10 protein-coding genes and 1 pseudogene are annotated in these 12,926 nt (G+C 66.3%); 5 read left to right on the forward strand and 6 right to left on the reverse strand.

Annotated elements, in window-relative coordinates; all coding sequences use genetic code 11:
• The first annotated feature begins 48 nt into the window (after positions 1-48).
• The 3 genes from AKN84_RS19270 (at position 49) to AKN84_RS19280 (ending at position 2,966) form a co-directional block, all read left to right on the forward strand.
• Positions 49-888 carry a COG3904 family protein gene (locus tag AKN84_RS19270; protein ID WP_050422234.1) on the forward strand — a complete coding sequence of 280 codons (840 nt, stop codon included), beginning with the start codon at positions 49-51 and terminating at the stop codon, positions 886-888.
• A gap of 369 nt (positions 889-1,257) precedes the next feature.
• Positions 1,258-2,187 (forward strand): sulfite exporter TauE/SafE family protein, encoded by a 930-nt coding sequence (locus tag AKN84_RS19275; RefSeq protein WP_050422235.1) that lies wholly within the window; start codon positions 1,258-1,260, stop codon positions 2,185-2,187.
• Entirely contained in the window at positions 2,184-2,966 is a 783-nt protein-coding gene (locus tag AKN84_RS19280; protein WP_050422236.1) for a TIGR02186 family protein, read from the forward strand. The genes AKN84_RS19275 and AKN84_RS19280 overlap by 4 nt, the downstream gene beginning before the upstream one ends.
• Positions 2,967-3,048: 82 nt before the next feature.
• Here the strand turns inward: AKN84_RS19280 and AKN84_RS19285 are convergent, their stop codons facing one another.
• Positions 3,049-4,353 (reverse strand): aspartate aminotransferase family protein, encoded by a 1,305-nt coding sequence (locus AKN84_RS19285; RefSeq protein ID WP_050422251.1) that lies wholly within the window; start codon positions 4,351-4,353, stop codon positions 3,049-3,051.
• Between the two features lie 147 nt (positions 4,354-4,500).
• On the opposite strand from AKN84_RS19285, the gene AKN84_RS19290 reads away from it, so the two are divergent.
• Complete coding sequence (locus AKN84_RS19290; RefSeq protein ID WP_050422237.1) at positions 4,501-4,992, forward strand: Lrp/AsnC family transcriptional regulator; 492 nt, start codon at positions 4,501-4,503, stop codon at positions 4,990-4,992.
• Between the two features lie 97 nt (positions 4,993-5,089).
• Here the strand turns inward: AKN84_RS19290 and AKN84_RS19295 are convergent, their stop codons facing one another.
• From AKN84_RS19295 to AKN84_RS19305, 3 genes and pseudogenes are all read right to left on the reverse strand, one after another.
• On the reverse strand, positions 5,090-6,430 hold the full coding sequence (locus tag AKN84_RS19295; protein ID WP_244485276.1) for an NRAMP family divalent metal transporter: 1,341 nt from the start codon (positions 6,428-6,430) through the stop codon (positions 5,090-5,092).
• A 91-nt stretch (positions 6,431-6,521) separates the two neighbouring features.
• A pseudogene (locus tag AKN84_RS19300) lies at positions 6,522-7,297 on the reverse strand (MBL fold metallo-hydrolase).
• A complete protein-coding gene (locus AKN84_RS19305) occupies positions 7,294-8,220 on the reverse strand; it encodes a DMT family transporter (RefSeq protein WP_050422238.1) in 927 nt (308 codons plus the stop codon). The pseudogene AKN84_RS19300 and the gene AKN84_RS19305 overlap by 4 nt, the downstream one beginning before the upstream one ends.
• A 108-nt stretch (positions 8,221-8,328) precedes the next feature.
• Between AKN84_RS19305 and AKN84_RS19310 the strand changes: the two genes are divergently transcribed.
• On the forward strand, positions 8,329-9,192 hold the full coding sequence (locus AKN84_RS19310) for a LysR family transcriptional regulator (RefSeq protein ID WP_050422253.1): 864 nt from the start codon (positions 8,329-8,331) through the stop codon (positions 9,190-9,192).
• A gap of 205 nt (positions 9,193-9,397) precedes the next feature.
• On the opposite strand, the gene pdeM is transcribed toward AKN84_RS19310, so the two are convergent.
• Positions 9,398-10,069, reverse strand: coding sequence for a ligase-associated DNA damage response endonuclease PdeM (gene pdeM, locus AKN84_RS19315; RefSeq protein WP_050422239.1), 672 nt, complete (start codon positions 10,067-10,069; stop codon positions 9,398-9,400).
• Positions 10,070-10,132: 63 nt separating this feature from the next.
• Positions 10,133-12,748 carry a ligase-associated DNA damage response DEXH box helicase gene (locus tag AKN84_RS19320; protein WP_050422254.1) on the reverse strand — a complete coding sequence of 872 codons (2,616 nt, stop codon included), beginning with the start codon at positions 12,746-12,748 and terminating at the stop codon, positions 10,133-10,135.
• Between the last annotated feature and the right edge of the window lie 178 nt (positions 12,749-12,926).

Below are 12,926 nucleotides of genomic sequence, written 5' to 3' on the forward strand. Positions count from 1 at the left end.
ACAGACGCAGTCGCGCGCCAATGGTGCACGCGTTCCGGAGGGTCAGGCTTGTCTGTCGACGATCGTCAGGATGATGGAACGGGCCATCGTTCGTCGCCGACCGGTCCCCGCGTCGCACCGCCGCGTCAGACGCCGTCTCCGTTTACCGCGCGGCCCAACGCCGCGCCTCGACCGATGCAAGCCGACCCGGCGCCGCCGCCGCGCACCTTCCGGTTCTCGCTCTGGTCCATCATCATCTTTGTGCTGCTGCTATCGAGCGTCGCCATTCAGGCCTACCGCGACCTGTCGAGGCCGGGCGCCTGGGACTTCTGGCGCGAGACCTACATCGCCGCGAGCATGACGTCGGCGGTGATATCGGACGTCGACATCGACGGGTCGGGCCGTGGCCGGCGCGCGCTCGCAATCAGCGGCAAGATCGGCTCCGCCAGCGCGAGCTGGTTCCGCGACCGGCTCAGCGAGGCGCGCCTCGCGGCCGGCGATGCCGTGCTGCTGTCGTCGCAGGGCGGCGCGCTGAACCAGGCCGCGATCATGGGCGAGGTCATCCGCACGCATGGGCTCGTCACCGCCGTCGCTACGGCAGACGCATCGGGCAAGCTGCGCCCAGCGGCCTGCGCGAGTGCCTGCGTCCTGGTCTATGCAGGTGGTGAGACCCGCTATGGCATCGCGGGCTCGCGGCTCGGGGTGCACCGCTTCACGACCAGCGCACCGGTCAGCGATCCCCTCGCCGAGGCGCAACGCATCCAGGGCATGGTGCTGGGCTACATGACCAAGATGGGCGTCTCCTCCGGGATCGTCGAGGCGATGTCGCAGACCTCGGATATCCGCTGGTTGAGCCCGAAGGAAGCGCTCGCGCTGAACCTGATCACGAGGCCGGTTGATCGGCCCTGAAGCATGGTCCGGACCCGAAGGGCCGCGCTAGCGCAAAGTGCGGAGCGGTTTTCCCTCGCGACAAACGCGGAACGCGTTTGCGCGGAGGTCATGCTCAAATAAGCCGATACAGACGTCATTAATCTGAATTATCAACCACGTCCGCAGCCGGGCCGCCACGTGCGGCGAAAAATGCCACCCGGCGCGGAATCTTTAGTCCCTCCCCCCGCTAATTTCGGTTATGCAAGAACGCGGCAATCGACCCGCGTTCGCCTGCTCCTTGCGCGCCGACCGGATTCGTTCAGCCGGAGAATGCCCGACCCGAACGACATCACGCCGTGATGCGGCCTTGCGCCCCAGCATGCGGCGAACCGACAAGAAGCGACGCGCGTGCAGCTCTACCTCCCGATCGCCGACATTCCGGTCAATGTCTTCCTCATCCTGGCGATGGGCGCGGCGGTTGGATTCGTCTCCGGCATGTTCGGGATCGGCGGCGGCTTCCTGATGACGCCGCTTCTGATCTTCGTCGGCATCGCGCCGGCGGTCGCGGTTGCCTCGGTCGCGAGCCACATTGCGGCGTCCTCGTTCTCCGGCGCGATCTCCTATTGGCGCCGGCGCGCGATCGACCCGCTGCTGGCGGCGGTGCTGCTGGTCGGCGGCACGCTCGGCACCACGTTCGGGGTGTGGACCTTCACCTTCCTGCGCTCGCTCGGCCAACTCGACCTGATGATCGCGCTGTCCTACGTCATCCTGCTGACGACGGTCGGCGGGCTGATGTTCTGGGAAGGCCTGCGCGCGATGCTGCGTTCGCGCGGCGGCGGCGCGGTCACGCTGCGCAAGCCCGGCAGCCATGGCTGGATCCACGGCCTGCCGCTGAAGCTGCGCTTCAAGCGCTCCAAGATCTACCTCTCGGTCATCCCGGTGGTCGTGATCGGGCTCATCATCGGCTTCATCGGCGCGGTCATGGGCATCGGCGGCGGCTTCATCCTGGTGCCGCTGATGATCTATGTGCTGCGGGTGCCGACCTCGACCGTGATCGGCACCTCTATGGTGCTCACCCTCGTCACCATGGTGTTCGCGACCATGCTGCACGCGGTGACCAACCATCTGGTCGACGCCGTGCTGGCGCTGATCCTGATGATCGGCGGCGTCACCGGCGCGCAGTTCGGCGCCCGCGCCGGCCAGAAGATCCGCGGCGAGCATCTGCGCCTCCTGCTCGGCCTGCTGGTGCTCGCGGTCGGCATCCGCTTTGCGGTCGAGCTGGTGATCCGGCCGCAGGACCTGTTCAGCATCCGCGAAACCGGCGGAGCCCCGCCATGAGGCTGCGCGCGCTGCTTGCCATCGCGGGCCTCGCTGCCGCCAGCCTGGCGGCCGCACCCGCGCGTGCCGAGCGGCTGATCGTGTCGGTTTCCAACCACCGCGTCACGGTGACGCCGAATTATTCCGGCGGCGAGCTCGTGCTGTTCGGCTCGGTCGAGAAGGACGACAAGACACCGCCCAGCCGCGCCAATTACGATCTCGTCGTCACGGTATCCGGCCCGCGCGCCGACATGGTGACGCGGCGCAAGGAGCGCAAATTCGGGATCTGGATCAACACCGACTCGCGCCAGTTCCTGCAGGTACCGGGCTATCTCGCGCTGTTCTCCAATCGCCCGTTCGACCAGATCGCCTCACCGGAGGTGCAGCGGCGGCAGCAGCTCGGGCTCAACAATGTGCTCTTGATGCAGCGGGTCGGCCCCGACTTTGCCGACGTGGTGCCGAACGACCCCTTCCGCAGCGCGTTCGTCCGCCTGCGCTCCGAGCACGGCCTGTACCGCGAGGCGACCTCGGCGGTGACGTTCCTGACGCCGACCCTGTTCCGCACCGGCATTCCGCTGCCGGCGGAGGTGCCGATCGGCACCTACAATGTCGAGATCAAGCTGTTCTCCGAGGGCGCGCTGGTGACCAAGACCGAAACCGCGTTCGAGATCGTCAAGGTCGGCTTCGAGCAGTTCGTCGCCACCACCGCGCGGCAGAACGGCCTGGTCTACGGCCTCGTCACCGCATTCATGGCGCTGATGACCGGCTGGATGGCCTCGATCGTGTTCCGCAAGGACTAAAGGCGTAGGTTGGGTGGAGCGAAGCGATACCCAACATCCGGAGCCGCGGCGACGTGATGGGTATCGCTGCGCTCCACCCATCCTACGGTCTCTGCAACGCACTCTCGAACGCGTCGTTGAGAATGGAAAGGCCGAGATCGATCTCGCCGTCGCTGATCGTCAGCGGCGGAGCGATGCGGAATACGCTGCCCATGCCGGGCAGCTGCACGATGTTGGTGCTCAGTCCGAACTCCATGCAGCGCTGCGACACGCGCGTGCCGAGCGCTTCGTCGGGCTCCTTGCTGAAGCGGTCGCGCACGATCTCGATGCCTTGCATCAGCCCCCTGCCGCGCACGTCACCGATGCAGTCGAACCGGTTCTGCAGGGCGAGGAGCCCATCCCGCAGCCGCGCACCCGCGATCCCGGCGCGCTCGACCAGTCGGTCGCGCAGGATGATCTCGATGACCTTCAGCCCGACCGCGGCCGGCATCGGGTCCGACACATGCGTCGTGTAGAACAGGAAGCCGCGTTCGTGACAGCGCTCTTCGATCTCGGCTGATGTGATGACCGCGGCCAGAGGCAGGCCGGCGCCGAGCGTCTTCGACAGGGTCAGGATATCAGGCACCACGTTATCGCGCTCGAAGGCGAACATGGCGCCGGTTCGCCCGAGGCCGGTCTGCGCCTCGTCGACGATCAGCAGCATGCCGCGCGCGCGGCACAATTCCTTCAGCGCGGCGAGATAGCCCTCCGGCAGATCGATCAGCCCGCCGGAGCTGAGGATCGGCTCGGCGATCATGCAGGCTAGCGAACCGGTCGATTGGCGATCGACGAGATCGAAGGCGTAGGCCAGCTCGGCCCGCCAATCGGACGCGTTGCCGAAGCGCGGGCGATAAGGGTTTGGCGTCGGGATCGCGAGCGAGCCGACCGGCGCGGGACCATAGCCCTTGCGGCCGGCCGAATACGTCGTCCCCGCCGCGCCTGATGTCATGCCATGCCAGGACTGCGCGAACGCGACGGTCTCGAAGCCGCCGGTGGCGAGCTTGGCCATCTTGATGGCGGCCTCGTTCGACTCTCCGCCGGTGCTCAGCAGCATGACGCGATCGAGCCCCGGCGGCAGTAACTCCGCGAGCTGTTCGGCCAACGCGACCACCGGGCGCGTCAACATGCCGCTGAACAGATGGTCGAGCCGTTCGGCATGCGCGCTGATGGTCTTTACGATCTCGGGGTGACCGTGACCGAGCACGGCGCTCATCTGCCCGGATGTGAAATCCAGGATGGCTCGGCCGCCGGCGTCGTAGACGAAGGATCCGGAGGCGCGCTCGATGATGACCGGGGCGAACATCCCGCCATAGCGAATGAGGTGGCGCCGGGCGCGATCCCAAAACGATTTGTCGTCATTTCCAGTCATGCCCGCTCCTTGCCGCTCCGTCGCCGCGCGCTGGAGACCATCGCAGCGCATGTTATGCGCCCACTGCAGTAAAGACATTGCGAATTCAGATGCATTCCGGCCCATCTTCTGCAATCAATTGCGCAAAAGACGGAAAGCGCGCACAAAATGGGAACCACGATCGTGATCGACGAGATGGATCGGAAAATCCTCGACGTGCTGCAGGTCGAGGGGCGCATCACCAATCTCGAGCTGGCCGAACGGATCGGCCTCTCGTCCGCCCCCTGCATGCGGCGGGTCCGGACCCTCGAAGAGGACGGTGTGATCAATTCCTATGTAGCGCTGGTGGACCCTGCGCGCGTCGGGCTCGGCTTCGACGTCATCGTCGAGGTCCGCCTCAAGCAACAGAACAGGGAATCCTTCGCGCGCTTCGAGAAGAAGGTGATCGACCTTCCGGAGGTCGTCGAATGCTGCATGATCGCCGGCGATTGGGATTACGCCCTGCGGGTCGTGTCGTCCGACCTCGCTCGCTATCAATCGTTCATCCTCGACCGCCTGATGCATCCGGACAGCGATATCGCGAGCTACCGCACCACCATCATCCTGCGGAAGGTCAAATCGACAACCAAGATCGATAGCTCGCTGTTCGCCAAGGATTGAGGCGCGTAGGTTGGGTGGAGCGAAGCGATACCCAACATGGATCGGCGCAGCATAGTGATGGGTATCGCTGCGCTCCACCCAACCTACAAGTTCGAACTTACAGCAGGAAACCGATCCCCATCGCGATCACGCTGAGCGCCATCGCAGCCGTAGAGAGCCAGCCGAGCCAGTACAGCCACCCGCCGATCACGAAGCGTCCCATCACCGCCCTGTGGCGTGCCATGACCATCAGCAGCACCATCACGGGCACCGCGAGCACACCGTTGACGACCGCACTCCAGTACAGCGCCGAGATCGGATCGATCGGCGTGAAGTTGAGCGCAATGCCGATGCCGCCCGACAGCGCCAGCACCGAATAAAACGCGATCGCCTGTTTCGGCTTGCGCGTCAATCCGACCGGCCATCGCCGGCCCTCGCCGACCGCGTAGGCCGTCGCGCCCGCAAGCACCGGGATCGCTAAGAGGCCGGTGCCGATGATGCCGAGCGCGAAGATCACCTCGGCGAACGGCCCGGCGATCGGGCGCAAGGCCTCGGCGGCCTGCGCCGAAGTCTGGATATCGGTCTTGCCGGCGGCGTGCAGCGAGGCGGCGGCGGTGACGATGATCGACAGCGCGATGACGTTGGAAAATGCCATGCCGGTGATGGTGTCGGCACGAATGCGGAAAAACTCCCTTCGCGCGCCGTAGTGCTTCTCGATCAGTGGATGCTTGGCGAGATCCGCCTGCTGCTCCTCCGCCTCCTGTGAAGCCTGCCAGAAGAACAGATAGGGTGAGATCGTGGTGCCGAAGATCGCGACGATGGTCGTGAAATAGTCCGCGCTCCAGGTCAGACGCGGAACCAGCACGCCTGCCAGCGCCTGCATCCACGACACCTTGGCGAATGCGAGCGCCGCGACATAGGCGAACAGGCTCAGCGTCAGCCATTTCAGGACGGCGACGTAGCGCCGGTAGTTCATGAAGATCTGGGCGGCGACCGAGGCCACGCCGAACAGCACGACATAGAGGATCGCAGGGCCGCCGATCAGAAGCCTGGTCGCATCCGCCATGGCCGAGAGGTCGGCCGCAATGTTGACGGTGTTGGCGATGAACAACAGCATCACCACGGCCGCGAGCAGCCAGCCCGGATAGTGCTTGCATACGTTGCCCGCTATGCCGTGCCCGGTGACGCGGCCGACCCGCGCGGAAATTTCCTGGATCGCCGCCATCAACGGGAATGTCATCAGCATGGTCCAGCCGATGCCGTAGCCGAGCTGCGCGCCGGCCTGGCTGTAGGTGCCGATGCCCGACGGATCATCGTCCGCTGCGCCGGTAATCAACCCGGGTCCGAGCGCCTTAAAGACGCCCGCAAGGCTGAATGATTTCGGCCGATCGGCATCGCCCGCCGGCGCGATGCCGGCCTTGCCATGATGCTTTCGCGATATCGGCCTGTGCTGTGTCATACCGGTCGGAGCCATCGCGACAACGAACCGGACCTGCCCCGGTTCCAACGATGAAACTCGCACGCGGCCCTCCTGCCCGCCATGCGCTGGATCAAGTCTCCGACGACGCTTCAATGATCGTGGCGACCCCGGGCTCGAGGATGCGCAGACGGCGGCCGAAGCCGAGCGTATCGAAGCTCGCGCGCAGGTCGCCGGCGTTCTGCCGGAAATGCGCCCAGCCATCGGTATGAACCGGCACGATCACCGCGTCGGCAAAGGCGCGCGCAGTCTCGATCGCGTCGTTGGTGTCCATCGTGAGATGGAACGGGCCGCGGGTTTGCGCCGCGCCTGCAAACGGCAGCACCACACCGCAATCGAAGCGCCGTGCGACCTCGGCGACACCGTCGAACCAGGTGGTGTCGCCGCTGACATAGACTGGACGGCCGGGTTTCGCCGGCTCCACCACGAAGCCGATGACGTCGCCGGACAACGGCTCGATGCCCGCGGGCCCGTGCCGCGCCGGCGTCGCGGTGATGGCAAGCGTCCGGCCGCCCTTCTTCAATATGGTCGACGCCCAGGGCGCAAAGCCTCGGCATTACCGCCGAGCCGCTTGGCGCCGGCCTGCGTCGTCAGCACGCGCTTCGCGCCTTTGAGGAAATCCCGGCCGGAATGGTCGAGATTGTCGGAATGCTGGTCGTGGCTCAGCAGCACCGCATCGATCTCGCCGACGTCGCGGGCGCCGAGCGCGGGGCCCGTCAGCTTCTCCAGCTTCACATGCGGCAGTTGATAGTCGCCGGGCGCATCGAAGGTCGGATCGGTGAGCAGGCGGAACCCGTCGATCTCGATCAGGGCGGTCGGGCCACCGATCAGGGTGATGGTGATGCTCACGTTCCACTCCTCTTGGGCGATGCCGCGGCAGGGCGCGTCACCAGGTAAATGCCGAGAGCGACCGGAACGATCCCGAGCAGGTCGCGAAATTCGACATGCTCGCCGAGCACGAGATAGGCGAACAGCATGCCAAGCGGCGGCATCAGGAAGTGATAGGCGCTCGCGGCGGTCGCGCCACACACTTTCAGGAGATGAAACCAGAGCAGATAGGCGAGGATCGAGCCGCCGAGCACGAGGAAGGCGAAGGCGCCGGCGAGCCGCATGCTGGGCACGATGTCAGCGACGCTGGACAGCGTGAAGGCGAACGGCATCACCGCAAGGCCGCCGGCAATGTTCTGGATGCCGTTGCCGATCCACAGGCTGCCCTTCGGCGCCAGCAGCTTGAACAGCACCGTGCCGGCAACGATCGAGGCGAGCGAGGCCAGCGTGAACAGGATGCCGTGCGGGCTATCGGTGCCGACCTTCATGCGATGCCAGACGATGAAGGCGACGCCGACGATGCCGAGCACGAGGCCGACCACCTTGCGCAGAGTCATGGACTCGCCGAGGAACAGCGCCGCCAGCATGGCGGTGAACACCGGATTGGCCGAGACGATCAGCGCACCAAGCCCGGCCGAGACGGTCTTCAGCCCGGTATAGCCGAGGCCGAGATAGAGCGCGTTGTTGGCGACGCCGATCACCGCGAACACGGCGACATCGCGCCAGGTGAGGTCCCATTGGTCCCGGCGCAGCCAGGAGATGCCGAGGATCAGGACTCCAGCGAGCGAGAACCGCGCGGCGAGCAGGATCAGCGGCGGGCAATCGGTGACGCCGATCTTGCCGGCCACGAATGCGTAGCTCCAGAGCAGGCAGAACAGCGCGATCAGCAGCGGCAGGGTGTTGAAACGGGCGCGGGGGGCGGCGATTGAAGATGCGGCGGACATGGAGTTCTCCTGGGATTTTCTCCCTCGCCCATGATCTAGGCCCGCACCTTGATATTTGTAAATTAAATGATAGACTGATATCCAGTGGATTTATGAATGGAGGCTGCGATGCTCGACCTGGAGCTTCTGCGCAGTTTCGTCTCGGTGGTCGATGCCGGCGGCTTCACCCGCGCCGGAGAGCGCGTCCACCGCACGCAATCGACGGTCAGCCAGCAGATCAAGCGGCTGGAGGAGGATGTCGGCCAGCCGCTGTTGATCCGCAGCGGCAAGGACGTCACCCCGACTGACGCCGGCGATCAGCTGCTGACCTATGCGCGGCGGCTGCTGGCGCTGGCCGAGGAGGCGCGTGATGTGGTGTCGCGCGCCGGCAGCGAAGGCGCGATCCGGATCGGCATCACCGAGGATTTTGCCGCCTACCGGCTGACGAGGCTGCTCGCGACCTTCTCGCGCAGCCATCCCAATTTGCGCCTCGACGTACGCTCCGGCCAGAGCCTGTTCCTGTACCGCGACCTCGAGCGCGGCGATCTCGACCTCGCGCTGATCAAGCGCGCTGCCAGCGAGAGAGGCGGCATCGCGGTGTGGCCGGAACGCGTGCATTGGGTGACGAGCAAGAGCCATCCGCGCGACACCACCATCGGCTCGGTGCCGCTGATCGGCTTCGGCTCGGGCTGCCTCTATCGCGCCCACGCCATCCATTCGCTGGAAAGCGCCGGCCGCAACTGGCACATGGCCTACACCTCCTCCAGCCTCGCCGGCATCCAGGCCGCGGTCGCCGCGGGCCTCGGCTTGAGCATTCTTTCGGAAATGTCGATCCAGGCCGAGCACCGCGTGCTGACGGCGAAAGACGGCTTTGCGCCGATCGAGCGGACCGAGGTCGCCCTCGTCGCCGCCCCCGAGGCGAGGCCCGCGACATTGCGGCTGGCGGACCGGCTCGCGGAGTATTGCGAGAGCGTGCAGGCGAAGGCGGCGTGACGTTCGCGCCGACATCCTCCCCTGGAGGGGTCGAGACGAGCGAAGCTCGCTCTGGGATCGGTTCGCATGAAATGCGAACCGAGGTGGGGTGAAGGTCCATCCAATCGAACAGTACCCGCGTTGAGAGATCACCCCACCCCGACTCACATCTCGCTGCGCTCAATGTGAGCCGACCTCCCCCTCCAGGGGAGGGTGAAAGCGACCGTCAATAACACCGCGACGCGGCGAACGCGTGGACGCGGTTGTCGCCGAGCACGTGGGCCATGAAGCCGGGCGACCGGAAGATCCGTGCGAACGCTGCGTCGCGGATGCTCAGCCCGCCGGTATAGGCGCCGAACGCCGGCATCACCGCGCGCTCGCCGTCACTGGCGAAACAGCGCCGCTCGATCGAGCGGCCGCGGGTCGGCACCCGCGCCTTGGGGTGCAGATGCCCGGCGATCTCGCCGGCAGCGCCGGTCGGCTCGTGGCGGAACACGATCGGACCGATCGCGACCTCGGTCGCGACCACGCCGCCGAGGCTGGACGGCAGCGCCGGATCGTGGTTGCCCGCAATCCAGATCCAGTTACGTCGCACTTGCAGCGCCGCCAGCGCCTCGCGATCCCCATCCGACAGCCGCGCATGCGCATCGCGATCGTGAAAGCTGTCGCCGAGCGCGATCACCTGCCGCGGATCGTGCCGCGCGATCACAGCCGCGAGCCGGCTCAGCGTCGCCACCGTGTCGTAAGGCGGCAGCAGCACGCCGCGGCTGGCGAAGCTCGAGCCCTTTTCCAGATGCAGGTCGGAGACCACGAGCAGGCTCTGCTCTTCCCAGAACAGCGCGCCGGAGAAATCCGCCACGAAGCCGACATCCGCCACCGTGACCCTCGAAACGCGCATGTCGTCACCGTCTCGCAAAGCTAGCGCGCTTGCCGTCACGTCCTGTTCCCCAAGATATCAGCGTTATGTCATAGCCTCCCGCACGAGTTCCTCGGCCGCCTCGGCCAGAAGCTCGTCGGATGCTTCGCCATAAACTGACTCGCGGCCGATTTCCAGCAGCGCGGGGACGGCAAGCGGGGAAACGTGGTCGAGATCCTTGTGGGTGATTCGGCCGTGGATGCGCGACAGCATGTCGCTGAGGCGGCGGAGATCGAGCAATCCGGTGGCGGCATCGCTGCGCGCGGCGCGCAGCAGCACATGGTCGGCCTGGTGCTTGCGCAGCACGTCGTAGATCAGATCTGTCGAGAACAGCACCTGGCGACGCGACTTCTCCTCGTCGGTGAAGCGGCGTGCGATCAGACCTGAGATGATGGCACAGTTGCGGAAGGTGCGCTTCATCAGCGCGGATTCCGCAAGCCACGCCTCGAGGTCGTCGCCGAGCATGTCGGGATCGAACAGCGCGTTGAGATCGAGCTTGCCGGTCCGGATCATGAAGGAGAGATCGCCGACGCCCCAGACCGCGAGCGCGTATTCGTTGGCGACGAAGCCGAGCGGACGGGCGCGGGCGCGCTCCAGCCGGCGTGTCAGCAGCATGCCGAGCGTCTGGTGCGCGAGCCGCCCCTCGAAGGGATAGCAGACCAGGTAATGACTGCCGCCGCGCGGAAAGGTTTCCACCAGTAGTTCGCGCACCGCCGGCACGCGGGAGAATTTTCGCTGCAGCGACAGCCAGTCGTGGACCTGATCCGGGAGAGCCTTCCAGGCAAGGCTGTTGTCGAGCAGCTTGCGCACCCGTTCGGCGAGATAGGTCGAGAGCGGGAACTTGCCGCCCATATAGGACGGCACTTTTGCGTCTTTGTCATTGGCGCGAGAGACGTAGACCTGATCTTCAACCAAGGCCTCGTAGCGCACCACCTCACCGCCAAAGACAAAAGTGTCGCCGGGCACCAGGCCCTCGATGAAGACCTCCTCGATCTCACCCAGCATCCGGCCGCCGCGGGCGATCGCGCCGGTCGATCCGTGACCGCCGGCGCGCGAGCGCACCAGCCGCACCTTCAGCATGGTCTCCTCGACGATGGTGCCGACATTGAGGCGGTAGCTCTGCCGCACCTTGGGATTGGTGACGCGCCAGCGGCCCTGCTTGTCCTGCTTGATCCGCGCGAAACGCTCATAGGTCTTCAGCGCGTAGCCGCCGGTGGCGACGAAGTCGACCACGTCGTCGAAATCGGTGCGCGACAGCGACGCATAGGGCGCCGCGGTCCTCACCTCATCATAGAGCTCATCGGACAGGAACGGTTTGCCGCAGGCGCATCCGAGCACATGCTGGGCCAGCACGTCGAGCGCACCCAGGCGCAGCAGCGGCGTGTCCTGCGCATTCTCGGCGATGGCATCGATCGCGACCGCGCATTCCAGCACCTCGAACCGATTGGCCGGCACCAGCACGGCGCGCGAGGCCTCATCGAAGCGGTGGTTGGCGCGGCCGATCCGTTGCATCAGCCGCGACGATCCCTTGGGCGCGCCGATATTGATGACGAGGTCGACATCGCCCCAGTCGACGCCGAGATCGAGCGAGGAGGTGCAGACCACGCCGCGCAGCCGGCCCGCGGCCATCGCGTCCTCGACCTTGCGGCGCTGCGCGACGTCGAGCGAGCCGTGATGCAGCGCGATCGCGAGCCCGTCGTCGTTCATGCGCCACAGATCCTGGAACAGCATCTCGGCCTGGCTGCGGGTGTTGACGAACACCAGCGTGGTCTTGTTGCGCTTGATCAGCTCATACACCTCGGGCAGCGCGTGGCGCGCGCTGTGGCCCGACCATGGCAGCCGTTCGCGCGTGTCGAGCATCTCGACCACCGGCGGTGCGGCACCGCCGGCGATCACGACGTCGGCGGATGCGCTCTCGCCGCCGGGCTGCGGGACCAGGAAGCGCGCGAGCTGCTCGGGCTCGGCCACTGTTGCCGAGAGGCCGATGGCGCGGGTCTGCGGCGCGATGGTCCAGAGCCGCGCCAGCCCGAGCGACAGCAGATCGCCGCGCTTGGAGGTGACCAGCGCGTGCAGCTCGTCGAGCACGATGCGCTTCAGCGAGGAGAATAGGAACGGCGCGTCATCGGACGCCAGCAGCAGCGCCAGCTGCTCCGGCGTGGTGAGCAGAATGTCCGGCGGATAGCGCCGCTGCCGCTGCCGCCGCGACACCGGCGTGTCGCCGGTGCGGGTCTCGATCCGGATCGGCAGGCCCATCTCGGCAACCGGCGTCTCCAGGTTGCGCGCGATATCGACCGCGAGCGCTTTCAACGGCGAGATGTAGAGCGTGTGCAGCCCGGAGCTGCGGCGAACCGAGCGGCCGGTGGAAACGACCTTTGGCCTTGGATCGGCTTCGACAGCTGCCTCACTGGCTTGCCGCAGCGGTTTGATGCCACCCGGCTCGCCCGCCAATTCAACCAGGGTCGGCAAGAACCCCGCCAGCGTCTTGCCCGCACCGGTGGGCGCGATCAGCAGCGCGGAGCGTTCCGCGCGCGCCTTCGCCAGCAGCGCGAGCTGGTGCTCGCGCGGCGACCAGCCGCGTGAGGCGAACCAGTCGCGAAACCGGCGTGGCAAGAGATCGGCCGTTTCCGACGGCGGAACGGAAAAGAGATCGAGCGTCGACACGCCCAAGAGGTAGGCGGTTCAGACGGTTTCGTCGAGGGCGGGATGGAAATGGCGGCAGGTGGCAGCGGCGGAGCTTTGTCCGCCCCCTCTCCCCGTCCTTCACGGGGAGAGGGTTGGGGTGAGGGGCTGCTTCCACGAGTGCCGGGCGCCGTGAGACCTGTACCCCCTCACCCGGATC

Origin of the sequence: Bradyrhizobium tropiciagri, from assembly GCF_001189845.1 — a bacterium.
Classification (GTDB): domain Bacteria; phylum Pseudomonadota; class Alphaproteobacteria; order Rhizobiales; family Xanthobacteraceae; genus Bradyrhizobium; species Bradyrhizobium tropiciagri.